This window comes from Streptomyces flaveolus (assembly GCF_000716535.1).
In the GTDB taxonomy this organism is placed as follows: domain Bacteria; phylum Actinomycetota; class Actinomycetes; order Streptomycetales; family Streptomycetaceae; genus Streptomyces; species Streptomyces flaveolus_A.
Window position 1 is genome coordinate 153,782 of record NZ_JNWV01000007.1, and the last position, 20,951, is coordinate 174,732.

Here is a 20,951-nt window from a genome sequence, read left to right on the forward strand (position 1 = left end):
TTCCCTCACAGCACTAACCCAGGAGTGACCCTTGGTCAACGAAGGGTGACGCGGAGGTGAATTACGGGGGCCTTTGAGGCTGATGGGACGGGGAACGTACGATCGATGACCGTGCAAGGTTCGGAGAACTCTTCCCGTCGCGGCCGTCGCTCCTCCACCATGGGCGGCATGCCCTTGAACGACATGCCGTGGTGGCGGTGGCGCAGCAATGTGCGCTCAGCGCTGCACATGCTCTCCGACCCGGTGTTCCAGCGGGACGTCTGGCTGGCCGGTACGGACGGCTACGGTGACGTCACGGACGCCGTGTACCGGCTGGTGGAGGACACCTGGCTGGACAACTGGTCGGCCGAGAAGTACGTCGGCACCATATTCCGGGACTCGCAGGAGGCGGCGCTCGTCGACACCGCCGTGCTGCGGGTGCTGCGGATCATGCACCAGGTCGGCCCGGACGCGCCGGTCGCCGCCTACCTGGACCACTCCGGCTGGCCGGACGCGGTGCGGGCGGCCCGGGACGCGCACGTGCGGATGTCGGTGAGCGACGGGGACGACCCGGACACGCCGCCGAAGAGCCTGGAAGTGCTGCGGATCATGACCCGGTCCGCGTAGCGGACGGCCGCCCCGCCGCGGGTGGCCGGTGTGGGACCCTGTGGTGCATGACCGAACAGTCCGCCCCTTCCGCCGCCGCCCCGGCCGACCAGTACATCCTCACGCTCTTCTGCCCGGACAAAAAGGGCATCGTGCACGCCGTGTCCAGCTATCTCTTCATGACCGGCTGCAACATCGAGGACAGCCAGCAGTTCGGCGACCACGACACGGGACTGTTCTTCATGCGCGTCCACTTCTCGGCCGAGGCGCCGGTGACGGTGGACAAGCTGCGGGCGAGCTTCGCCGCGATCGGCGACTCCTTCCACATGGACTGGCAGATCCACCGGGCCGACGAGAAGATGCGCATCCTGCTGATGGTCAGCAAGTTCGGGCACTGCCTGAACGACCTGCTGTTCCGGGCGCGGATCGGCGCGCTGCCGGTGGAGATCGTGGGTGTGGTGTCCAACCACACGGACTTCGAGGAGCTGGTGGGCTCCTACAACGTCCCCTTCCACCACATTCCGGTGACGAAGGACACCAAGTCGGAGGCCGAGGCGCGGCTGCTGGAGATCGTGCGCGAGGAGAAGGTCGAGCTGGTCGTCCTCGCCCGCTACATGCAGGTCCTCTCCGACGACCTGTGCAAGCAGCTCAGCGGCCGGATCATCAACATCCACCACTCCTTCCTGCCGAGCTTCAAGGGCGCGAAGCCGTATCACCAGGCGCACGCGCGGGGTGTGAAGCTGATCGGTGCGACGGCGCACTACGTCACCGCGGACCTGGACGAGGGGCCGATCATCGAGCAGGAGGTCGAGCGGGTCGGGCACGACGTGACGCCGGACCAGCTCGTGGCCATCGGCCGGGACGTGGAGTGCCAGGCGCTGGCGCGGGCCGTGAAGTGGCATGCGGAGCGCAGGATCCTGCTCAACGGGCGCCGCACGGTGGTGTTCGCCTAGCCGGGGCGCTCCGGCCCTCTCGTACGTGGCTACATCCGGCTCAGCGACGCGACCGCGAACAGCACGTCCCTGATCGCCTCCCGGTCGCCCAGCTGATCGGCCGCCGCTTCCTCCGGAGGCACATGGCCTGCCGCCAGCTTGCAGAACTCCACGCCGTCCAGGGCCACGTGGGCCACCTCGAGGTCGGCGGAGCCCACCGCGGCCGGTGAGTCGAGGGGGATCAGCCACTCGCCGCCGGCCGCGCCCTCGATCTCCAGGCGCAGGCTGCGGCCGGGCGCGCCGGCCGGGACCAGGTGCGGGGTCCGGCGGCCCGGCGCGGACAGTCCCGCCCGGCGGCGCGCGGCGAGTACCGTCGGCAGCAGACGGGCCGCGAGGTCGATCATCCGGTTGAGGTGCCGCGGGGCCGGCGCCGCGTACGGATAGTCCACCGCCTCGGCGATGTCCTCGGCGTGCACCCAGCACTCGAAGGCGCGGTCCAGCATCGCGTCGTGCAGGGGCAGCGCGAAGTCGCCGTACGGCACCGTGAGTCCGCCCGCGTGGCTGCCGGTGAAGGACACCGTCCGCACCAGGCCGTGGCTCTGCTCCCGCCACGGCCCCCGCACCGAGCGCGTCGGCGGGAAGTGGGAGGCCCGCCAGAACGCCTCCGTGCGGCCCGCCGGACCCACGGCGTCCTTGTCGGCGTCGGCGACCTCGGCCAGCGGGTCCTCCAGGCCGAGCGCCGTCGCGACCAGCCCGTCCACCGACAGCAGGTGGGCGATCACCCCGGCGACGGTGGTACGACGGCTCGTCGGCGCGTCGTCCTCGAACCAGCGCAGCCGCACCGGTGCGTGCCACTCCGCGTCCCCGAAGTCCTGGAGCAGCGCGTCCAGCCGCGCGGTCTCGGCGTCGTACGGCGCCGCCCAGTCGGGCACCGGGATGCGCGGCGGCCGGCGGTTCAGGCAGGCGGCCAGGACCCGGGTGCGCAGTGCCGGGCTCAGGTCCAGGCTCTCCGGCTGGTGCAGCAGGCCGACCGCCTCGCGCAGCCGGCGGGCCTCGTCGGCGCAGGCGCCGCAGTCGCCCAGGTGCTCCTCGACGGCCGCCGTCTCCGCCGCCGAGCAGGCGGCCAGCGCCCAGGCGCCGAGCAGCGACTTCAGGACGTCGTGCGACAGGTCGAGCGGCACGGGTGAAAGATCCCCCAGATCGGCGAGGTCGGGCAGCGGGAGCCCGCTGTCCTCCACGGACGCGCGGGGCGTGGGTATCCGCGGAGCCGGGGCGGGCTCGGACCCACCGGCACCGGGCGGCACATCCCCCGAGCCGCCACCGCGCCCACCGGAACCCCCGGCACCGGTACGTTCGGGCGCCCCGCTGTCGTCATCGCCGCGCGGGCCGGCACCACGACCCTCGTCCGCGGACCCACGCCCGCCCGGGCCGGCGTCCCCCCTGGGCCGTTCCCCGCGCGCGTCACCGCCGTGGCCGGCGTGTCCGCCGTACTCCCCGTGCTCGTCGTACTCGCCGTGCTCGTCGTGCGCCCCGAAGCCGCCCGTCCCCTTCACACCGCACCCCGGTATCCCGGCGGTGTGCCGGTGTCGTGGGCGGTGGAGAGGAGCTGGAGGCCGAGGCGGAGCCGGCGGCGGGCCTCGTCCTCGGTGACGCCGAGGTCGGCCGCGGTCTGGCGGTAGTCGCGGCGCTGGAAGTAGGCCAGGTCGAGGGCGGCGCGCAGCGGGGCCGGCATGGAGTGCACGATGTAGTCGGCGCGGGCGGCGACCGAGGCGCGGCGGACCTCGCTCTCCAGCTCCTCGCGGCGCGGCTGCTCCCGTTCCTCCCGGTCGCGCAGCCGCTGCACGGCGACCCGGTGGGTGACGGCGGCGATCCAGGAGCGCAGGGGGCCCTGCTTGGGGTCGTAGGTCTCGGGGTGTTCCCAGACGTGGGCGAAGACCTCGCGGGTGACGGCGTCGGCGTCCCGCTCGTCGGCGAGGACGCGGTGGGCGAGGCTGTGCACGAGGGAGGCGAAGCGGTCGTACAGCTCGCCGAGGGCGGCCGCCTCACCGCGCGCGAGCCGCTGCTGCATCTTGCGGTCCCAGCGGGGCGGTACGTCCTTCCTGGCCATGCGGTCCCCTCCCCTCACCCTGTCCGGTCCGTCCAGCCTGTCGGTCCTGCCCTCTCGAATGTAGTCGGCACGGCTGACGGTGCACGCCCCTTTGTGTCAATGTGCGCCCCTTGAAGGGCCGCAGGTGATAGTGCCCCCTTCACACATCCTTCACACAAGGCGCGTACACCTCTGATCGAACAGGATCGATAGTGACCGAAACAAGCCCCTAGTCGATCGACTGCCGTTTGTCGCGTCACGTTTCAGGGAACGGCCGCTGGGCAGCCGCGCGAAAGGAAACGTAGGAACTGCTTCCGTTTCCGGGCGGTTCCGGGAGATCCGGCGAGCGGAGGGCAGGGCCGTGGCATTCAACGTGACCGGCGTCGAACAGGGCGAGTGGGCCGTCCTCCGGGTGTCCGGGGAACTGGACCTGGTGACCTCGCCGGTGCTGCGCCAGCGGGTGCACGACGTCGTCGCCGAGGGCCACCACAGCCTCGTCGTCGACCTCTCCGACGTGTTCTTCTGCGACTCCAGCGGGGTCGGCGTCCTCATCGCCGCCCGGCGGCTGATCCGCTCCTGCCAGGGCCGGCTGCGGCTGATCCTGCCGGACCGCGGCGCCGAGGACGGCTCGCACGTCAACCGCGTCCTCGGCGCGCTCGGGGTGCGCCGCCTCTTCGACGTCCGCGCCGACCTCGACTCCGCGACCACGGACGAGGCCGGGCCGCTCTCCGCCTGAGCGGCCGTCACGGCGTCGCGACACGGCCACACCGTTTGTCGCGGAATTCCCCCGGTCTTGGCACAACCGTCGGTTTCCCGCCGTTCGCAGGCCGTCCGCGTCGTACGCTCCCTGCCAGGTCACCCCCACCCACGGGCAGGACCACCCGTACGACCCTCATGTAAGGCGGCCCGAACAGACATGGTCAGCACCGAGTACGAGCGCAGGATCGCCGCCCGGTTCGCCACCTTCGACCAGGACGGCAACGGCTACATCGACCGCGAGGACTTCAACGCGGCGGCCAAGGCACTGCTCACCGAGTTCGGCGTGCCCGCCCGCTCCGACAAGGGGCAGGCGCTGTACGCGGGCGCGGAGGCGTTCTGGCAGGGCATGGCCGGCATCGCCGACCGGGACGGCGACCAGCGCATCACCCGCCAGGAGTTCGTCACCGGCGCGGTCAAGCGACTGCGCGACAACCCCGACGGCTTCGCCGAGATCGCCCGCCCCTTCCTGCACGCGGCGCTCGCGGTGGCCGACACGGACGCCGACGGCCGGATCGGCACCGCCGACACCGCGCGCGTGCTGCGCGTGTTCCACGTCCCGGAGGAGACCGCCCGCCGGGCCGCCGCCGCCCTCGACACCGACGGTGACGGCAGGGTCGGCGAGGCGGAGATCGTACCGGCGTTCGCGCGCTACTTCACGGTCCCCGAATAGCGGGGCGCCGCGGCTCGGTCCGGCGGCGGCCCGCCCGCCGTCACCCGAACCGCTCCCGCAGCTTGTACTTCAGTACCTTCCGCAGTGTCTCGTTGCGCGGAAGGGCGTCCACCACCTCCAGCCGCTCCGGGAGCTTGTGCACGGACAGCCCTTGCGCGCGGAGGAAGGACACGACGTCCGGGAGCATCAACCCGGCTGATCCGGGCCGCCGTTCGACCACCGCGCAGACCAGTTCGCCGCGTTCGGCGTCCGGCAGGCCGATCACCGCCGCGTCGCCCACCGCGGGATGCGCGGCCAGCAGGTCCTCGATCTCCTTGGCGGAGATGTTCTCGCCCTTGCGGATGATCACGTCCTTGAGCCGGCCGGTGAGGACGAGGTGGCCCGACTCCGTCAGGTGCCCGAGGTCGCCGGTGCGCAGGAAGCCGTCGGCGTCGAAGGCGGAGTCCGTCTGCGCGGGGTCCAGATAGCCCCGGCAGACGGCCTCGCCGCGCAGCCGTATCTCGCCGTCGACGATCCGGACCTCCATGCCCTCCGGGGGCCGCCCCTCGGTCGTGGCCAGGTTCCCGGGCGTGTCCTCGGGGTCGCCCATGGTGATACAAGCACGGCGTCGCCTCGCTGGACGTCGTCGGCCGCGACAACGCCACCTTCGAGACCGACTACCCGCACGTCGACTCCACCTTCCCGCACACCAAGGAGGTCGCCCTCGACCATGTGCGGGGCCTGGACGACGAGACCGTCCACAAGCTGATGCGGGGCAACGCCATCCGCATGCTCGGCCTGGACCTGGACCGGTGATGGACCTCTCCTGCACACCCGGGGAGGAGGAGTTCCGGACCCGGCTGCGGGCGTGGCTCGCCACCGTGCTGCCCACCCTGCCGGCCAAGCCGTCCCCGGACGACTGGCCCGGCCGCCGCGCCTACGACCTGCGCTGGCAGCGGACGCTGTACGACGCCGGGTACGCCGACGTGCACTGGGACGCCTCCCCGACCATCCGGATGATCTTCCTGGAGGAGACCGAGAAGGCGGGCGCGCCCTACGTGGGCGCCAACTTCGTGGGACTGCTGCACGCCGGGCCGACGATCGCCGCCGAGGGCACCGCCGAACAACGGGCCCGCTGGCTGCCGCCGATCCTGCGCGGCGAACAGGTGTGGTGCCAGGGGTTCAGCGAACCGGACGCCGGCTCCGACCTCGCGTCCCTGCGCACCCGCGCGCGCAGGGACGGCGATCACTACGTGGTGACCGGGTCCAAGATCTGGACCTCGCACGCGGAAGTCGCCGACTGGTGCGAGCTGCTGGTCCGCACCGATCCGGCCGCGCCCCGGCACCGGGGCATCACCTGGCTGGCCCTGCCGATGGACGCCGAGGGCGTCACCGTACGCCCGCTGCGCACGCTCGCCGGGTCCGCGGAGTTCGCCGAGGTGTTCCTGGACGAGGTGCGGGTGCCGGTCGCCAACCGGGTCGGCGAGGAGAACGACGGCTGGCGCGTGACCATGGTGACCCTCTCCTTCGAGCGCGGTACGGCCTTCGTCGGCGAGGTCGTCGCCTGCCGCCGGGTGCTGGGCGAGCTCGCGCGCGCCGCACGGGAGAACGGCCGCTGGGACGATCCCGTGCTGCGGCGCCGGCTCGGCCGGCTGGACGCTCAGTTCCGCGCGCTGTGGCGGCTGACCCAGTGGAACGTGAGCGAGGCGGAGGCGAACGGCGGGGTGCCCGGCGTCGGCGGCTCGGTCTTCAAGCTCCGCTACTCGCACGCCCGGCAGGAGCTGTACGACACCGCGGCCGAGGTCCTCGGCCCCGACTGCCTGGATCTGGACCGCCCCTGGGTGCTCGACCGGCTGTCCTCGCTGTCGTACACGATCGCCGCCGGGACCTCGCAGATCCAGCGCGGCATCGTGGCCGAGCGCATCCTCGGCCTGCCCAGGGGGAGGTGAGCGTGCGTCCTCGGCTCACGCGGGACCGCGCGGGGTGCGCGGAGGGGAGGTCCGGTGCGTTTCCGGCTCACCGATGACCAGCGGGCCCTGCGGACGGGTGTGCGGGGCCTGCTGGAACGCCGCTTCGGGCGGGAGGCGCTGCGCGCGGCCGTCGCCACGCCGGGCCGGCTCGACCGGACGCTGTGGCGGGCGCTCGGGGAGGCCGGGTTCTTCGCCCTGCGGCTGCCCGAGGCGGACGGCGGGGTCGGACTGGGGCTGCCCGAGGCCGTGCTGGCCTTCGAGGAGGCCGGGCGGGCGCTGCTGCCCGGCCCGCTGGTGGCCACCCATCTCGCGGCCGGCGGTGTGCCCGGCGCCGCGCGCGGGGAGACGGTCGTGGCGGCCGTCGACGGCGAGCTGGTGGAGTGGCTGGACGCGGCGGACGTCGTCCGCGGGGACGCCTCCGGTGCCGTGCCGCTGCGGTCGGTGGACCCGCTCACCCCGCTGCACCGGGTGCCCGCTCCCGGCCCCCCGGACCCGGTCGCCGTGCTGCTGACCGCCGCCGAGCAGCTCGGCACCGCCGGACGGGTGTGCGAACTGGCCGTGCAACACGCCCGGACCCGAAAGCAGTTCGGGCGGCCGATCGGCGCCTTCCAGGCCGTCCAGCACCTGTGCGCGGACCTGCTGGTGCGGGCCGAGACCGCGCGCGCCGCCGTCTACGCCGCCGCCGTCACGGCCGACCCCGCCGACATCGCCGCCGCCCGGCTGCTCGCCGACGAGGCCGCCGTGCGGGGGGCCCGCGACTGCCTCCAGGTGCACGGCGGCATGGGGTTCACCTGGGAGGCCGACGTGCATCTGCACCTGAAGCGGGCGTGGGTGCGGGCCCGGCGCGCCGGGGGGAGCGCCGAGAGCGAGGAGCTGCTCGCCGCCGCGCTGGCGGGCTGAGCCGCCGGCGGCGTCCCGGGCCGCCGCACCCGGGAAGCCGTGGCCCGCGATGTAGCGGATCGTGGCCTGCCGGGGTAACGGAGCGTTGATACCGGGTTGTGTCCTTCGCGGGACTCGTCACGGCCCGGAGTCGGGTGTCCGCTCGGGTACCTTGTGTGAGATGCGAGTGGCTGCGCGTACGAGCCGGGCCGGCGGTGCCCCTGGGGCGGTGCCGGGTCGTGCGGTGCGCGCCGCAGCTCGCGGGGCGGTCAGGTGCGTTGTCCCCGTCTGTTCGACTCCCCGGCACGAGCGTCGCACAGTATGCCCTACGCGTACTCCTTCGCGCGGGAATATGCCCGAAGCGCTTGTTGGGGTGACTGTACGTCAACCATGCTGTCTCGCAAGGGAGTCACGGTCCGTGATCCTTGCTCTGGCCGTTGTTCTGGCCATGCAGAAAATGGCTAGGATCGTGGCCCTCGTGATCGCCGCCGCGGCTGAGACCGCGGAGCGCGGTTGGCGTGGGGTCATGGATCCGCCGGTTCGGATGGTGTGAGCGGTGCAGGTGCTTCAAGTGCAGCTGGAGATCCGGCCCGACCCCGCGGAGGTGGGGCGGGCCAGGAGGTGGGCCCGCTCGCGGCTCGCAGGATCGGGTATAACGGCCGACGAGCCGCTGGCCGAGACCCTGATCCTGCTCGTCTCCGAGCTGGTGACCAATGCCGTGGTGCACACCGGCCGGCCGGCCGTGCTACGGCTGTGTCTGCCGGGTCCGGCGGCCGAGAAGTGCCCGTCGGCCACGGTGCGCATCGAGGTGGCCGACCGCAGCTCGCGTGCGCCCGTGCCCCGCTGCGCCGACGACGACGCCACCGGCGGCCGGGGTCTGGCCCTCGTGAACTGTCTCGCCGACCGCTGGGGCTGGAGCCCCGAGGACGCCGGCAAGAGCATCTGGTGCGAACTGGACCGCTGTTCACAGCCCCGGGAGAGCGCGGCGATGGCGTACGGGGGCGGACTGTCCGCGTACGAGGATCTCGCCTTCGAAGCGGTGTAGCGGCCCGGAGCGGTGGTGCGCCGGGGGTGCGCCCGTGCGCGGGTGCCGTGAGCGGGGCTGCCGCAACACAGGCCCGTAGCGGCGTTGACGTTCCCTGGGTGCCTGATCAGGCTGGGGTGCGTCGATCCGCCGCGAGGGGACGGCGAGGGCCCGGGCGACGGCGGTCCTCGCCGAGTGCGGGTCGCGTCGGACGGCGGCGCGTGCGCGTGACGGTGGGGGGAGGCACGCGCCGCCGACCGCGGCCGCGCTGCCGTCGCACGGCAGTCGTGCCGCCGTCGTGCCGCGTTGTACGGCCGTCGTGCCGCCGTCGCTCACAGGATCGCCACCGGGGCCACCGGTGACCCCGTCGCGCCCGCGAACGGCTCGGGCGTCGCCGACAGCAGGAACGTGTACCGGCCTGTTTCTCCACAGGCTGTGGACAACTCTTCGAGATTCCAGTTCTGGCCCTGGAGCATCCCCATCTCCACCAGGTGCAGCGCGGATCTGGACCTCGCTCGCCCATGAGGCCGACTGGTGCTTCGTGCTCGCCCGGACCGACCCGGACGCCCGCCGCCACCACGGCCTCAGCTTCCTGCTCGTGCCCATGGACCAGCCCGGCCGCGTCGAGGTCCGCCCCATCCGGCAGCTCACCGGCACGAGCGACTTCAACGAGGTCTTCTTCGACGGGGCACGCGCGCGCGTGGAGCACGTCGTCGGGGGAGAGGGGCAGGGCTGGCGGGTGGCGATGAGCCTGCTCGGATTCGAGCGCGGGGTCTCCACCCTGGCCCAGCAGATCGGCTTCGCCCAGGAGTTGGCGGGGGTCGTCGCGGCCGCCGTGGAGACCGGTGCCGTGCGCGACCCGGTGCTGCGCGCCCGGCTCGCCCGCCAGTGGGCCGAACTGCGCGCCATGCGCTGGAACGCCCTGCGCACCCTCGGCGGCCCCGCCGGCCCGGGCGCGTCCAGCGTGGCCAAGCTGCTGTGGGCGAACTGGCACCAGCGGCTGGGCGAACTCGCCGTCCAGGTCAGGGGCGCGTCGGCCGCCGTGGGTCCCGCGGACTGGTCGCCCGTCGCGCCGTACGCGCTCGACGCGGACCAGCACCTGTTCCTGTTCTCCCGGGCCGACACCATCTACGGCGGCTCGGACCAGATCCAGCGCACCATCATCGCCGAGCGCGTGCTCGGTCTGCCGGGTGAGCCGAAGGGGGCCGTGTGATGCGGGGTGTGGTGTTCGACGGCAGGCAGGTCCGGGTCGTCGACGATCTGACGGTACGGGAACCGGGCCCCGGCGAGGTGCTGGTCGCCATCGCGGCGGCCGGGCTGTGCCACAGCGACCTGTCGGTGGTGGACGGCACCATCCCCTTCCCGGTACCGGTGGTGCTGGGCCATGAGGGTGCCGGAGTCGTGGAGGCGGTGGGCGCCGGCGTCACCCATGTCGCGCCCGGTGACCACGTGGCCCTGTCCACGCTCGCCAACTGCGGGACGTGCGCGGAGTGCGACCGGGGACGGCCGACCATGTGCCGGCAGGCGATCGGGCGCCCGGCGCGGCCGTTCACGCGGGGCACGCGGCCGGTGCACCAGTTCGCCGCCAACTCGGCCTTCGCGGAACGCACGGTCGTCAAGGCCGTGCAGGCCGTGCGCATCCCCCGGGACGTCCCGCTGTCCTCCGCCGCGCTGATCGGGTGCGGGGTGCTCACCGGGGTCGGCGCGGTCCTGAACCGGGCCCGGGTGGACCAGGGGGACAGCGTGGTCGTCATCGGCACGGGCGGGATCGGGCTGAACGTCATCCAGGGCGCGCGGCTCGCGGGCGCCCTCGCCGTCGTGGCCGTGGACACCAATCCGGCCAAGGAGGAGGTGGCCCGGCGGTTCGGCGCGACCGACTCCTGACCTCGGCGGACGGCGTGCGGGACGTGCTGCCCACGGGGGCCGACCACGTCTTCGAGTGCGTGGGCCGGGTGGAGCTGATCCGCCAGGCCGTCGACCTGCTCGACCGGGCCGGACAGGCGATCCTGCTCGGCGTGCCCCCCGCCACGGCCGAGGCGTCCTTCCTGGTCTCCTCCCTCTACCTGGACAAGTCCGTCCTCGGCTGCCGGTACGGCTCCTCGCGCCCCAAGCGGGACATCGCGCTGTACGCCGAGCTGTACCGCCGGGGGCGGCTGCTGCTGGACGAGTTGGTGACGGAGGTCTATCCGGTGGAGGACTGCGACAAGGCCCGGGCGGAGGCGGAGGCGGGCCGGGTGGCACGGGCGGTGCTGACGTTCTGACCGCGCTGAGTCCCCGTCAGGCGCCGGTGGCCGAACTTGTCCACAGGTAAAGGGAAAGGGGGCGGCGGTTGTCGGTGGTGGCCCCTACCGTCGAGGCATGAGCTACCGCGATGTCGTCTCCCGGCGGGTCCTGACCTGGGCCCTGGTGGCCGTCGGCGCCCGCATGCCAGTGGCCATGGCCCCGCTGTCCCTGGTCTTCCTGGTCCGCGAACGCCCCGGCGGCTACTCCCTGGGCGCGGCCCTCGCCGCCGCCTACGTCATCGGCGAGATCCTCGGCGCTCCCGTGCTCGGCATGCGCCTGGACCCCCGGCGGGCCCGCCCGCACCTGGCCGCCGGGCTCGCCGCGGGTGCCGCCGGATTCGCCGGCCTCGGCGCGTTCCCCGGCGCGCCCGCCGCGATACTCACCGCCTTCGCCTTCCTCGCCGGGGCCGGGCCCGCCGCCGCGCCCGGCGGACTGCGCACCCTGCTCACCTCCCTGGTGCCGGAGCACGCGGCGGCCCAGGCGCTGTCCGCCGAGTCGGTGCTCACGTTCGGCGTCTGGGCCGTCTCCCCGGCCACCGTCACGGGGCTCGCCCTCGGCGCCGACCCCCGCCTCCCGCCGCTGCTCGCCGCCGTCCTGATGGCGTCGTCCGCCGCGGGCCTGTGGTTGCTCCCCGCCGGCTGGGCGACGGACGAGCCCGACGGACCGGCCGGGCGGGACGGCGAGGGCGTGTCCAAGCCGCGCCTGCTGGCCCGGGCCTGGCCGGTGTACGTCACGGGCGCGGCCAGCCTCTCCCTGCTGGCCCTCGCCGAACTCGTCCTGCCCGCCCTGCTCGAACAGCGCGGCATCGGGGTGGGCTGGGCGGGCCCGCTGCTCACGGTGATGGCGGTGGCCTCCGCCGTCGGCGCCTTCCTGTACGGCTCGCGGTCCTGGCCGGGGCTGCTCCGCACGCGCAGCGCGGTCCTGATGACCGGCATGTCGGCCGCGGTGGCCGTGCTCGCCCTGATACCCGGCACGCCGGGCATCGCGGCGGCGCTGGCCGTGGCCGGGCTGCTCCAGTCCGGCGCGATGCTCACCCGGAACCTGTCCCTGCGCGAGGTGCTCCCGCCGGACGTCCTGGCCGCCGGCTACTCGGTGATGTACGCCGCCGTCGGCGCCGGTTACGCGGCGACCGGTTCACTCGCGGGCGCCCTGCTGCCGCGCACCGCGCCCTCCACGGCGATCCTGGCCGGGGTGGCCCTCACCCTGCTGCTGACGGCGGTCGGCTGGTGGGGCGAGAGACGGGCCGGCCGGTCAGCGCGGGGTGCCGACGCCGTCCTGCCGCTCGGCGCCGCCGCCGGTGCGGAAGGCGCGCCGGTAGGCGGTGGGCGTGACCCCGAGGGCGGCCTGTAGGTGCTGGCGCATCGACTGGGCCGTGTTGAAGCCGGACTCCCGGGCCACCTGGTCCATCGACAGGTCCGTGGACTCCAGCAGGTGCCGGGCGCGCTCCACGCGCTGCTGGGTGAGCCACTGCCCGGGGCTGATGCCGACCTCCTCGCGGAAGCGGCGGGTGAAGGTGCGTACCGACATGGCCTCCTGCTCGGCCAGGTCCCGGAGCTGGATCGGCTCGTGCAGCCGGCCCAGCGCCCAGGTCCGGGCGGCGGTCGTCGTGGCGACCTGGGGGTCGGGGACCGGGCGGTGGATGTACTGGGCCTGGCCGCCGTCGCGGTGCGGCGGTACGACCGTGCGGCGGGCCACGTCGTTGGCGACGGCCGTGCCGAAGTCGCGGCGGACCATGTGCAGGCACAGGTCGATCCCGGCGGCGACCCCGGCCGAGGTCAGCACGTCCCCGTCGTCGACGAACAGCACGTCCGCGTCCACCCTGACCTTCGGGAACATCCGCTGGAAGTGCTCGGCGTCGGCCCAGTGGGTGGTCGCCGGGCGCCCGTCGAGGTGGCCGGCGGCGGCGAGGACGTAGGCGCCGGTGCAGATGGAGGCCAGCCGGGTGCCGGGACGGATCAGGGCGAGGGCGGCGGCCAGCTCGTCGGTGAGCCGGCCCTCCTCGTAGAGCGGGCCGAGTTCGTACGACGCCGGGACGATCACCGTGTCGGCCGTCGCCAGCGCCTCCGGGCCGTGCGCGACCTGCACGGCGAAGTCGGCGTCGGTCTCGACCGTGCCGGGCGGCCGGGCCGAGCAGGTCACGACCTCGTACAGACGCCGCCCCTGGGCGTCCCGGGGGCGGCCGAAGATCCGGTGCGGGATGCCCAGCTCGAAGGGCAGCAGGCCGTCCAGGGCGAGGACGGCGACCCGGTGCGGCCGGAATTCCCCTGCGGCTGCGCTCGTCATGGCCCGATCATAGCGAAGGCTGTCCAGCGGGCCACTCGATGCGTGAGCATGCGCACGGGAGGGTGGGGGACGTGACTCAGACAACTCCAGCCGCCGCTCCCGTCCAGGTCCCGCCCGCCCGGCGCGGCCGTGTGCACCGTGCCTGGTTCGTCGCCGCCGTCACCTTCGTCACGATCACCGGCGCGGCGGCCTTCCGATCCCTGCCCGGCCTGCTCATCGACCCGCTGCACCAGGAGTTCGGCTGGTCGCGCGGCACGATCGGCGCCGCCGTCTCCGTCAACCTCGCGCTCTACGGCCTCACCGCGCCCTTCGCCGCCGCGCTGATGGACCGCTTCGGCATCCGCCGGGTGGTCGCCGCCGCGCTCACCGTGATCGCGCTCGGCTCCGGTCTGACCGTGTGGATGACGGCGGCCTGGCAGCTACTGCTGTGCTGGGGCCTGCTGGTGGGGCTCGGCACCGGCTCCATGGCGCTGGCCTTCGCGGCGACGGTGACCAACCGCTGGTTCACCGAGCGGCGCGGTCTGGTCACCGGCATCCTCACCGCCGCCTCCGCCTCCGGCCAGCTGGTCTTCCTGCCGCTGCTGTCCTGGATCGTCGAGCGCCACGACTGGCGGCCCGCCGCGGTCACGGTCGCCCTGGCCGCGTTCGCCGTCGTCCCCTTCGTCTGGCTCCTGCTGCGCGACCACCCGGCCGACGTGGGCGTGGCGCCGTACGGGGCACGGGAGTTCGTGCCCAAGCCGCCGCCCGTCACCGGCGCCGCCCGCCGCACGCTCGGCGTCCTCGCCTCCTCCGCCCGCACCGGCACGTTCTGGCTGCTCGCCGGCACCTTCGCGATATGCGGCGCCTCCACCAACGGCCTGGTCCAGACGCACTTCGTGCCCGCCGAACACGACCACGGCATGCCCGTGACGACGGCGGCCTCGCTGCTCGCGGTGATCGGCGTCTTCGACGTCGTCGGCACGATCGCCTCCGGCTGGTTCACCGACCGCTTCGAACCGCGCCGCCTGCTCGCCGTCTACTACGCCCTGCGCGGCCTGTCCCTGCTGTTCCTGCCGATGCTGCTGGGCCCCGCCGTCCACCCGCCGATGCTCTTCTTCATCGTCTTCTACGGCCTCGACTGGGTCGCCACCGTCCCGCCCACCCTGGCCCTGTGCCGCGAGCAGTTCGGCGAGGACAGCGCCATCGTCTTCGGCTGGGTGCTCGCCTCCCACCAGGTCGGCGCGGCCCTCGTCGCCTATCTCGGCGGAGTCGCCCGGGACGTCTTCGGCTCCTACGACGTCGTCTGGTACGCCTCCGGCACGCTGTGCGCGGCGGCGGCCCTCATGGCGCTGGTCATCCGGCGCACGGCACCGGCCGCCCGCACGCTCGCCGTATCCTGAGCCGCACCACCGAACGCACACCGCGAAAGAACCTGGGCCTACGCACCCGCGCCGAGTTGCTGACGGCGATCGAGGCGGCGGGCCTGCGGGTCACCGGCCGCGCGGACACCCGCCCCGTCCACCCCCGTTCGACCGACCAGGCCGACCCCCTGCACGCGGCCCGCGCGGCCGAGACCACGTCCCTGTGGCGCCTCGCCCCGCGCTGACGGGCAGGCTCGGCCACGCCGTGGAACCGCGCGGCTCAGCCGCCGTCGAGCCGCGCGAACCGCCCCCGGTGGAAGAGCGCGCGGCACGCGGATGCCGTACGCGCGCAGCAGCTGCTTCGCCGCGTGCTCGCTGAGCTGCCGGCCGGGCTGCATCAGGGCCTCGGCCTTGCGGAAGGAGGGGGAGGGGGTGCGCGGGGCCGTGTCGAAGGGGGAGCGGTAGTCGGTCACGAAGCGGTGGTGGTCGAGCCAGGCGCGCACGGCGGTCAGGCAGTTGCCGACCGTGCGGAAGGTGGCCACGCGGGAGGAGCCGAGCAGGACGTCCCGGTACGCCGGCTCGGTGCCGGCCGGTGAGCCCCACACCACGCACACCAGCTTGTCCGTCTCCTCGGCCGCCTCGACCAGGTCCTGGACGAGCCGGTCGCTCAGCGGCGGGAACGGGCCGGTGACCGGGCAGATCAGGACGCCCACCGCCGGGTCGGCGAGCAGCGCGTCGATGATCTTCCGGCCGCGCCGGTCGCCGACCGGGTGACCGCCGTTGTCCACCGGGTTGGCCACGCTCAGGTACTCCGGTATCCACTGGTGCAGCTCGGCCTGCTTCTCCGGCGACAGCCTCGGCAGCCGGAGCCCCGCCCCGGCGGCCAGGTCGGCGACGTGCGCGCCGGTGCCGCCGGAGATCGAGCAGACGACCACGCCGTCGGCCCGGGGCGCCCGCGCCCGCGCCAGCAGGGCGGCCGTGTCCTGGAGTTCGTCCAGGGCGTCGACACGGATCACGCCGTACTGCCGCATGGCCGCGTCGACCACGTCGTCGGCACCGGTGAGCTTGCCGGTGTGCGAGGCGGCCGTCCGGGCGCCGGCCTCGGTGCGGCCCACCTTCACGGCGACGACCGGGACCTTGCGGCGGGCGGCGCGGTCGGCGGCCAGCAGGAAGGCGCGGCCGTCCTTGAGACCTTCGATGTAGCAGGCGATGGCGCCGACCTCGGGCTGCTCGGCGAACCAGGAGAGGAAGTCGGCGGTCTCCAGGTCGGCCTCGTTGCCGGTGGGCGCCCAGTGCGAGAGCCGGACGCCGAGGTCCTGGAGGGCGAAGACGGGCCGGCCCTGGTGCCCGGACTGGGTGATCAGCGCGATGGCCGGCCCGGTGAGGTCGTCCCGGAAGCGTTCGAAGGCGTTCAGGTTGGTGTTCGGGCCGAGCAGTCTGAGGCCCGAGCGCCGTACCGCCTCGGCCAGCCGTTGCTGTGCCTCGGCGCCCGCCCGGCCGGTCTCCGCGAACCCGGAGGCGAAGGCGACCGCGAACCTGACCTTCGCCTCGGCGAGTTCCTCGACCAGCGGGAGCGGGTCGGCCACCAGCAGCACGGCCAGGTCGACCTGTCCGGGCAGCTCGGCGACGGAGGCCGCGCAGGGCAGGCCGAACACGGAGGTCCGGGTCGGGTGCACCGGGTGCACCCGGGCCCCCACCCGCGCGGCCCAGTCCAGCAGTTGCCGGGTGATCCCGGTGTTCGGCCGTCCTTCGGCGTCCGACGCGCCGATCACGGCGACCGACCCGGGCCGGAAGAACCGGTTCAGGTCCGGTACGTCCGCGTGCAGCGGGCGACCGCTGACATCGAGGTCCGCCACCCGGTCGTGGACGGCGGGTCCGGGCCGCTGGTCGCCGCAGGCGATGACCCGGGCCCGGCGGGAGTCGGTGGTGAGGGTGCCGTGGGTCGATCCAAGCATCGTTCCGCCCGCCTCCTGTGAGACAGCCACCAGTTACCTGACGCACTGTCAGATCACTGGACTGACGGAGCGTCAGGGAACCGGTCGGAACGGCAAAGTTGCCGCGCGGCTACGTCAGCCTCTTCGCGACCGCCTTCGCGATCCGCCCGGCGTCGATCGCCAGCTCCCGGAGCATCCCGCTGATGGGATTGGTGAACCCGGTGAAGTACAGGCCGGGCGCCGGCGCGGGCGTACGGCCGCCGTGCACCACCGGCCTGCCGCGCCCGTCCAGCACCCCGAGATGCCCGACCAGCCCCTCCAGCGCCCGCGTGTACCCGGTCGCCGCGATCACCGCGTCGGGCGAGATCCGGCTGCCGTCGGCGAGGACCACCTTGCCGTCCTCGAACGCCTCCACGGCGGCCACGATCTCCACCTTGCCCGTGCGCACGGCGTCGACCAGGCCGACGTCCTGGACCGGGATCGCCCCCTGCTTCACCCTGCTGTACAGGCCGGTGTCCGGCCGCGGCAGTCCGTGCGCGGTCAGGTCCGGGGTGCTGAGCCGCCCCACCGGCCCGGCGAGCCGGTCCACGAGCCGCACCGGCAGCCGCCGGACCAGCACGCCCGTGTACTGGGAGGCCCAGCCGAGCGTCGACCGGCGCAGGATGTGCGGCGCCGTGCGCACCGCCAGCCGTACCCGCGCCGCCCCGCCCTCCACCAGGTCCACGGCGATCTCCGCACCCGTGTTGCCGATGCCGACGACGAGCACGTCACGGCCCCGGTACGGCCCGGCGTCGCGGTACTCGCCCGCGTGCAGGAACTCGCCGCCGTACGACGCGCGGCCCGGCCAGTCGGGGATGCGCGGGGTGTGGTTGAAGCCGGTGGCGACGATCACCGCGCTGCCGGTCAGCTCCCGGCCGCCGGAGGCGTGCAGCAGCCACCCGGTGCCGTCCCCGCTCCGCTCGACGCGGTGGACCTCGACCCCCGTGACGATCTCCAGCTCGTGGTGCTCGGCGTACTTCTCCAGGTAGCGGACCACGTCGTCCCGGGAGACCCAGCGGCCGAACTTCCGGGGGATGGCGAGCCCGGGCAGCGAGGACAGCCGCCGGGTGGTGTGCAGGTGCAGCCGGTCGTAGTGGCGGCGCCAGGAGGCGCCCACCCGGTCGGACTTCTCCAGCACCACGGCTCGTATGCCCCGCGCCCGTAGCGCGTACGCGGCGGCGAGCCCTCCGGGACCGGCGCCGATCACGTAGACCGGGCGGTCGGCGGGGGTCGGCGACGGGTGGGCGGGGGAGGGACGGGAGACGGCCATGAGCGGGAGCGTAATCACACACCCGGTTGATGGGTCTCGGTCAAGACCGGAATTGGTTGCGGATTGATCACGGGTGTACGGGAAGGGTGCCCCGCCCGTGAAGGAGGGCGCCCGCACCGGGCATCGCGACACATCTGACGTACCGTCAGATCCATGGACGCTCTGTGGCTGGACGGTGCTCAGTGGCTGGCGGTGCTGCGCATCGGCCTCGGCCTGTGGTGGCTGGAGAGCTGGCGGCACAAGGACAAGAAGGCCTGGTTCGAGCGGGGCAGCGGGATCGCGTGGGCCGCGGACGTGGCCGCGAGACACCGGTGGACCCCGGTCCGGGCGGGCTTCGCCACGGTGGTCGGACCCCACCCGAAGCTGATGGCGTACGTGGTCGCCTACGCCGAACTCTCCCTGGGCCTCGGCCTGATCGCCGGCTTCCTGACCCCGGTGGCCCTGCTGGGCGGCCTGCTCCTGAACCTCCTCTACTTCGTCCTGATGATCCACGACTGGGCGGAACAGGGCCAGAACTCGATGATGGCCCTGATCTGTCTGGTCGGCTTCTTCGGGATGTCCTGGCAGACGTGGTCGCTGGACGCGGCGCTGGGCTGGTTCTGATGGACGGCCCGCGCCACGACGTCCCGGAGACCGACGCCCTCACCCACCCCTACTGGGAGGCGGCGGCGCGCGGCCGGCTGCTGATCCGCCGCTGCGGGGCCTGCGGCCGGGCCCACCACTACCCCCGGGAGTTCTGCCCGCACTGCTGGAGCGAGGAGGTGGCCTGGGAGGAGGCGAGCGGCCGGGCCACGCTCTACACGTGGTCCGCGGTCCACCGCAACGACCTGCCGCCGTTCAGCGCCCGCGTCCCCTACCTGGCCGCGGTGGTCGACCTGGCCGAGGGGCCGCGGATGATGACGGAACTGGTGGACAGCCCGGAGCACGGCCTGCGGGACGGGATGCCGCTCCGGGTCACGTTCCGGGACGGATTCCCGGTGTTCCGGGCAGCGCCCGGAAGCTGAGCCTCACGGCCACAGCAACACCCTGCTCCAGCCGAACCCGGTGCTGCGGTACTCCAGGCGTACGTGCCGCCGCTCCGCGTCCCCCTGGAAGAACTCCACCGTCTCCGGGTGCAGCCGGTACAGGGTCCAGGTCGGCGACGGCTCGACGGGGTTCTCCCGGGCCCGCTCCCAGGCCGCATCCGAGGCCCGCCGCAGCTCCTCCACCGAGGACAGCTCCTCGCTCTGCCGACCGGTCAGCGCGGCGGCCAGCGCGCCCGTGGACCGCGCGTGCAGATCGGCCTGGCTCTCCTCGGCCGGCGCCGAGGTCACCGGCCCGCGCACCCGCACCTGGCGGCCGAGCACCGGCCAGTAGAAGGCGAGGGCCGCGTACGGCCGGGCGCTGAGCGCGCGTCCCTTGCGGCTCGTGGCGTGCGTGGCGAAGGCCCAGCCGTCCGCGTCGGCGCCGTGCAGCATCACGATCCGCACGTCCGGCCTGCCCTCCTCGTCCACGGTCGCCAGCGACATGGTGTGCGGCTCCGGCTGCCCCGCCGCGACGGCCTCCGCGAACCAGTTCGTGAACAGGGTGAGCGGGGTGGGCGGGGCGGTGTCCGGGTCGAAGGGCCGCAGCTCGGTCACCTGGGCGTCCCAGACCCGCAGCGACCGGAGCAGCTCGTGAAGATCGTGCTGTGCCATGGGGCGAGTATCACCCGGGCCGGCTCCCGGCCCCGGCGGCGCGGGGCCGTATCCTCACTCCCTTCCCAGCACCACGGTCCCCGAGGAGCAGAACCACCCCCCGGTCCCGGAGGCCACACCCAGCCGGGGCAAGCCACCGTCCCGGCCCCGGACTTGCCGCTCCCCGGCCTCCCCGCGAAGCTGCCGCACCGCCTCCACCAGCAGGAACAGCCCCCGCATGCCCGGGTGCTGGGCCGACAGGCCGCCGCCGTCCGTGTTGACCGGCAGCTCTCCGCCCCGGACCAGCAGCCGGCCCTCCCCCACGAACGCGCCGCCCTCGCCCTTGGCGCAGAAGCCCAGGTCCTCCAGGGTGACCAGGGTCATGTAGGTGAAGGCGTCGTAGATCTGTGCGAAGTCGATGTCCGCCGGGCGCACCCCGGCCCGCCCGAAGGCCAGCCGGCCGCTCACCGCCGCCGGGGAGACCGTGAAGTCCGGCCACTCGGACATGGTGGCGTGGGAGACGTGCTCACCGGTGCCGAGGACCCAGACCGGGGCCGTACGGCAGTCCCGCACGTACTCCTCGGCCGCCAGCAGGACCGCCGCGCCGCCGTCCGAGCGCACACAGCAGTGCAGCTTGGTGAAGGGGTCGGCGATCAGCGGGCCGGACAGGACGTCGTCGACGGTGACCGGCGTGCGGAACATCGCCCCGGGGTTGAGGGCCGCGTTCGCCCTCGCCTGGACCGCCACCTGGGCCAGCTCCTCGATCGTCGTCCCGTACTCGATCATGTGCCGGCGGGCCGCCATCGCGTACTTGGCGATCAGCGTGTGGCCGTACGGGGCCTCGAACTGGAGCGGGCCCCGGGCGCCGAAGGACAGGGTGCCCGTGCGCCGGCCCGCCCTGACGTCCGCGCGGGCCGTCGAGCCGTACACCAGCAGCACGGCGTTCGCGTGGCCCGCCGCTATCGCGTCCGCCGCGTGCGCCGCCATGACCTCCCACGTCGAGCCGCCGACCGAGGTGGAGTCCACCCAGGTGGGCCGCAGCCCCAGGTACTCGGCGACCTCCACCGGGGCCAGCGTGCCGAGGCCGGCGGAGGCGAAACCGTCGACGACCGTGCGGTCCAGGCCCGCGTCGGCGAGGGCCCGGCGGGCCGCCTGGGCGTGCAGCGCGTACGCCGTCGCGTCGTCCACGCGTCCGCAGTCGGACAGGGCCACGCCGACCACGGCGACCTTCCTGCTCCCGCGAGCCATGAGAGGGCTCCTCCC

General features: G+C 73.8%; 17 protein-coding genes and 6 pseudogenes. 14 read left to right on the plus strand and 9 right to left on the minus strand.

The genetic code is table 11. The features are described from left to right. The first annotated feature begins 105 nt into the window (after window positions 1-105). On the plus strand, window positions 106-606 hold the full coding sequence (locus tag OO52_RS09460) for an SCO4402 family protein (RefSeq protein WP_030642919.1): 501 nt from the start codon (window positions 106-108) through the stop codon (window positions 604-606). Between the two features lie 47 nt (window positions 607-653). Continuing rightward, a complete protein-coding gene (purU, locus tag OO52_RS09465; protein WP_030642918.1) occupies window positions 654-1,538 on the plus strand; it encodes a formyltetrahydrofolate deformylase in 885 nt (294 codons plus the stop codon). A gap of 29 nt (window positions 1,539-1,567) precedes the next feature. On the opposite strand, the gene OO52_RS09470 is transcribed toward purU, so the two are convergent. Then, a complete protein-coding gene (locus tag OO52_RS09470; protein WP_420711372.1) occupies window positions 1,568-3,070 on the minus strand; it encodes a zf-HC2 domain-containing protein in 1,503 nt (500 codons plus the stop codon). Continuing rightward, a complete protein-coding gene (locus OO52_RS09475; protein WP_030642913.1) occupies window positions 3,067-3,624 on the minus strand; it encodes a sigma-70 family RNA polymerase sigma factor in 558 nt (185 codons plus the stop codon). The genes OO52_RS09470 and OO52_RS09475 overlap by 4 nt, the downstream gene beginning before the upstream one ends. A gap of 340 nt (window positions 3,625-3,964) precedes the next feature. Between OO52_RS09475 and OO52_RS09480 the strand changes: the two genes are divergently transcribed. Beyond that, a complete protein-coding gene (locus OO52_RS09480; protein ID WP_030642911.1) occupies window positions 3,965-4,339 on the plus strand; it encodes an STAS domain-containing protein in 375 nt (124 codons plus the stop codon). Between the two features lie 180 nt (window positions 4,340-4,519). Beyond that, a complete protein-coding gene (locus OO52_RS09485) occupies window positions 4,520-5,032 on the plus strand; it encodes an EF-hand domain-containing protein (RefSeq protein ID WP_030642909.1) in 513 nt (170 codons plus the stop codon). Between the two features lie 40 nt (window positions 5,033-5,072). Here the strand turns inward: OO52_RS09485 and OO52_RS09490 are convergent. Continuing rightward, window positions 5,073-5,627, minus strand: a pseudogene (locus tag OO52_RS09490) (class I adenylate-forming enzyme family protein); the annotation flags it as partial. Between the two features lie 2 nt (window positions 5,628-5,629). Here OO52_RS09490 and OO52_RS46995 point away from each other — a divergent pair. The 4 genes and pseudogenes from OO52_RS46995 to OO52_RS09505 form a co-directional block, all read left to right on the plus strand. After that, window positions 5,630-5,827, plus strand: a pseudogene (locus OO52_RS46995) (amidohydrolase family protein); the annotation flags it as partial. Beyond that, a complete protein-coding gene (locus OO52_RS09495) occupies window positions 5,827-6,960 on the plus strand; it encodes an acyl-CoA dehydrogenase family protein (protein ID WP_030642905.1) in 1,134 nt (377 codons plus the stop codon). The pseudogene OO52_RS46995 and the gene OO52_RS09495, both read left to right, overlap by 1 nt. A 54-nt stretch (window positions 6,961-7,014) precedes the next feature. Continuing rightward, a complete protein-coding gene (locus OO52_RS09500; protein ID WP_030642903.1) occupies window positions 7,015-7,881 on the plus strand; it encodes an acyl-CoA dehydrogenase family protein in 867 nt (288 codons plus the stop codon). 550 nt (window positions 7,882-8,431) lie between these two features. Then, window positions 8,432-8,905 carry an ATP-binding protein gene (locus OO52_RS09505; RefSeq protein ID WP_030642902.1) on the plus strand — a complete coding sequence of 158 codons (474 nt, stop codon included), beginning with the start codon at window positions 8,432-8,434 and terminating at the stop codon, window positions 8,903-8,905. 311 nt (window positions 8,906-9,216) lie between these two features. Here OO52_RS09505 and OO52_RS47005 read toward each other — a convergent pair. Beyond that, window positions 9,217-9,384, minus strand: a pseudogene (locus OO52_RS47005) (cyclase family protein); the annotation flags it as partial. Here OO52_RS47005 and OO52_RS09510 point away from each other — a divergent pair. The 3 genes and pseudogenes from OO52_RS09510 to OO52_RS09520 form a co-directional block, all read left to right on the plus strand. Beyond that, window positions 9,384-10,097, plus strand: a pseudogene (locus tag OO52_RS09510) (acyl-CoA dehydrogenase family protein); the annotation flags it as partial. The pseudogenes OO52_RS47005 and OO52_RS09510 sit on opposite strands and share 1 nt — an antisense overlap. After that, window positions 10,097-11,145 (plus strand): annotated as a pseudogene (locus OO52_RS09515) (Zn-dependent alcohol dehydrogenase). The pseudogenes OO52_RS09510 and OO52_RS09515, both read left to right, overlap by 1 nt. Window positions 11,146-11,242: 97 nt before the next feature. Next, complete coding sequence (locus OO52_RS09520) at window positions 11,243-12,517, plus strand: hypothetical protein (RefSeq protein WP_030642900.1); 1,275 nt, start codon at window positions 11,243-11,245, stop codon at window positions 12,515-12,517. On the opposite strand, the gene OO52_RS09525 is transcribed toward OO52_RS09520, so the two are convergent. Next, on the minus strand, window positions 12,419-13,450 hold the full coding sequence (locus OO52_RS09525) for a GlxA family transcriptional regulator (RefSeq protein ID WP_030642899.1): 1,032 nt from the start codon (window positions 13,448-13,450) through the stop codon (window positions 12,419-12,421). The genes OO52_RS09520 and OO52_RS09525 overlap by 99 nt on opposite strands. 38 nt (window positions 13,451-13,488) lie before the next feature. Between OO52_RS09525 and OO52_RS09530 the strand changes: the two genes are divergently transcribed. Next, complete coding sequence (locus tag OO52_RS09530; RefSeq protein ID WP_420711373.1) at window positions 13,489-14,829, plus strand: MFS transporter; 1,341 nt, start codon at window positions 13,489-13,491, stop codon at window positions 14,827-14,829. 254 nt (window positions 14,830-15,083) lie between these two features. Here the strand turns inward: OO52_RS09530 and OO52_RS09535 are convergent. Together OO52_RS09535 and OO52_RS09540 are read right to left on the minus strand one after the other, a co-directional pair. After that, window positions 15,084-16,745 (minus strand): annotated as a pseudogene (locus tag OO52_RS09535) (acetate--CoA ligase family protein); the annotation flags it as partial. Between the two features lie 109 nt (window positions 16,746-16,854). After that, window positions 16,855-18,033: a flavin-containing monooxygenase gene (locus tag OO52_RS09540; protein WP_030642895.1), complete on the minus strand. Its 1,179-nt coding sequence runs from the start codon at window positions 18,031-18,033 to the stop codon at window positions 16,855-16,857. A gap of 153 nt (window positions 18,034-18,186) precedes the next feature. Here OO52_RS09540 and OO52_RS09545 point away from each other — a divergent pair, with 153 nt between their 5' ends. Both OO52_RS09545 and OO52_RS09550 read left to right on the plus strand, forming a co-directional pair. Continuing rightward, a complete protein-coding gene (locus OO52_RS09545; protein WP_030642893.1) occupies window positions 18,187-18,636 on the plus strand; it encodes a DoxX family membrane protein in 450 nt (149 codons plus the stop codon). Next, entirely contained in the window at window positions 18,636-19,037 is a 402-nt protein-coding gene (locus OO52_RS09550; protein WP_030642890.1) for a Zn-ribbon domain-containing OB-fold protein, read from the plus strand. Before OO52_RS09545 ends, OO52_RS09550 begins: the two co-directional genes overlap by 1 nt. Window positions 19,038-19,040: 3 nt before the next feature. Here OO52_RS09550 and OO52_RS09555 read toward each other — a convergent pair whose 3' ends face one another. Then, window positions 19,041-19,709, minus strand: a complete 669-nt coding sequence (locus OO52_RS09555) for a pyridoxine/pyridoxamine 5'-phosphate oxidase (RefSeq protein WP_030642888.1) — start codon at window positions 19,707-19,709, stop codon at window positions 19,041-19,043. A 54-nt stretch (window positions 19,710-19,763) separates the two neighbouring features. After that, window positions 19,764-20,936, minus strand: coding sequence for a thiolase C-terminal domain-containing protein (locus tag OO52_RS09560; RefSeq protein WP_030642886.1), 1,173 nt, complete (start codon window positions 20,934-20,936; stop codon window positions 19,764-19,766). Window positions 20,937-20,951: the final 15 nt, after the last annotated feature.

What these genes read in the sequence shown, in the direction of transcription:
- OO52_RS09545 (WP_030642893.1), top strand. Translation starts at nt 18,187, where the DNA reads ATGGACGCTCTGTGGCTGGACGGTGCTCAGTGGCTGGCGGTGCTGCGC.
- OO52_RS09555 (WP_030642888.1), bottom strand. Translation starts at nt 19,709, where the DNA reads ATGGCACAGCACGATCTTCACGAGCTGCTCCGGTCGCTGCGGGTCTGG.
- OO52_RS09560 (WP_030642886.1), bottom strand. Translation starts at nt 20,936, where the DNA reads ATGGCTCGCGGGAGCAGGAAGGTCGCCGTGGTCGGCGTGGCCCTGTCC.
- OO52_RS09520 (WP_030642900.1), top strand. Translation starts at nt 11,243, where the DNA reads ATGAGCTACCGCGATGTCGTCTCCCGGCGGGTCCTGACCTGGGCCCTG.
- OO52_RS09525 (WP_030642899.1), bottom strand. Translation starts at nt 13,450, where the DNA reads ATGACGAGCGCAGCCGCAGGGGAATTCCGGCCGCACCGGGTCGCCGTC.
- OO52_RS09485 (WP_030642909.1), top strand. Translation starts at nt 4,520, where the DNA reads ATGGTCAGCACCGAGTACGAGCGCAGGATCGCCGCCCGGTTCGCCACC.
- OO52_RS09530 (WP_420711373.1), top strand. Translation starts at nt 13,489, where the DNA reads ATGCGTGAGCATGCGCACGGGAGGGTGGGGGACGTGACTCAGACAACT.
- OO52_RS09540 (WP_030642895.1), bottom strand. Translation starts at nt 18,033, where the DNA reads ATGGCCGTCTCCCGTCCCTCCCCCGCCCACCCGTCGCCGACCCCCGCC.
- OO52_RS09550 (WP_030642890.1), top strand. Translation starts at nt 18,636, where the DNA reads ATGGACGGCCCGCGCCACGACGTCCCGGAGACCGACGCCCTCACCCAC.
- purU (WP_030642918.1), top strand. Translation starts at nt 654, where the DNA reads ATGACCGAACAGTCCGCCCCTTCCGCCGCCGCCCCGGCCGACCAGTAC.
- OO52_RS09495 (WP_030642905.1), top strand. Translation starts at nt 5,827, where the DNA reads ATGGACCTCTCCTGCACACCCGGGGAGGAGGAGTTCCGGACCCGGCTG.
- OO52_RS09460 (WP_030642919.1), top strand. Translation starts at nt 106, where the DNA reads ATGACCGTGCAAGGTTCGGAGAACTCTTCCCGTCGCGGCCGTCGCTCC.
- OO52_RS09475 (WP_030642913.1), bottom strand. Translation starts at nt 3,624, where the DNA reads ATGGCCAGGAAGGACGTACCGCCCCGCTGGGACCGCAAGATGCAGCAG.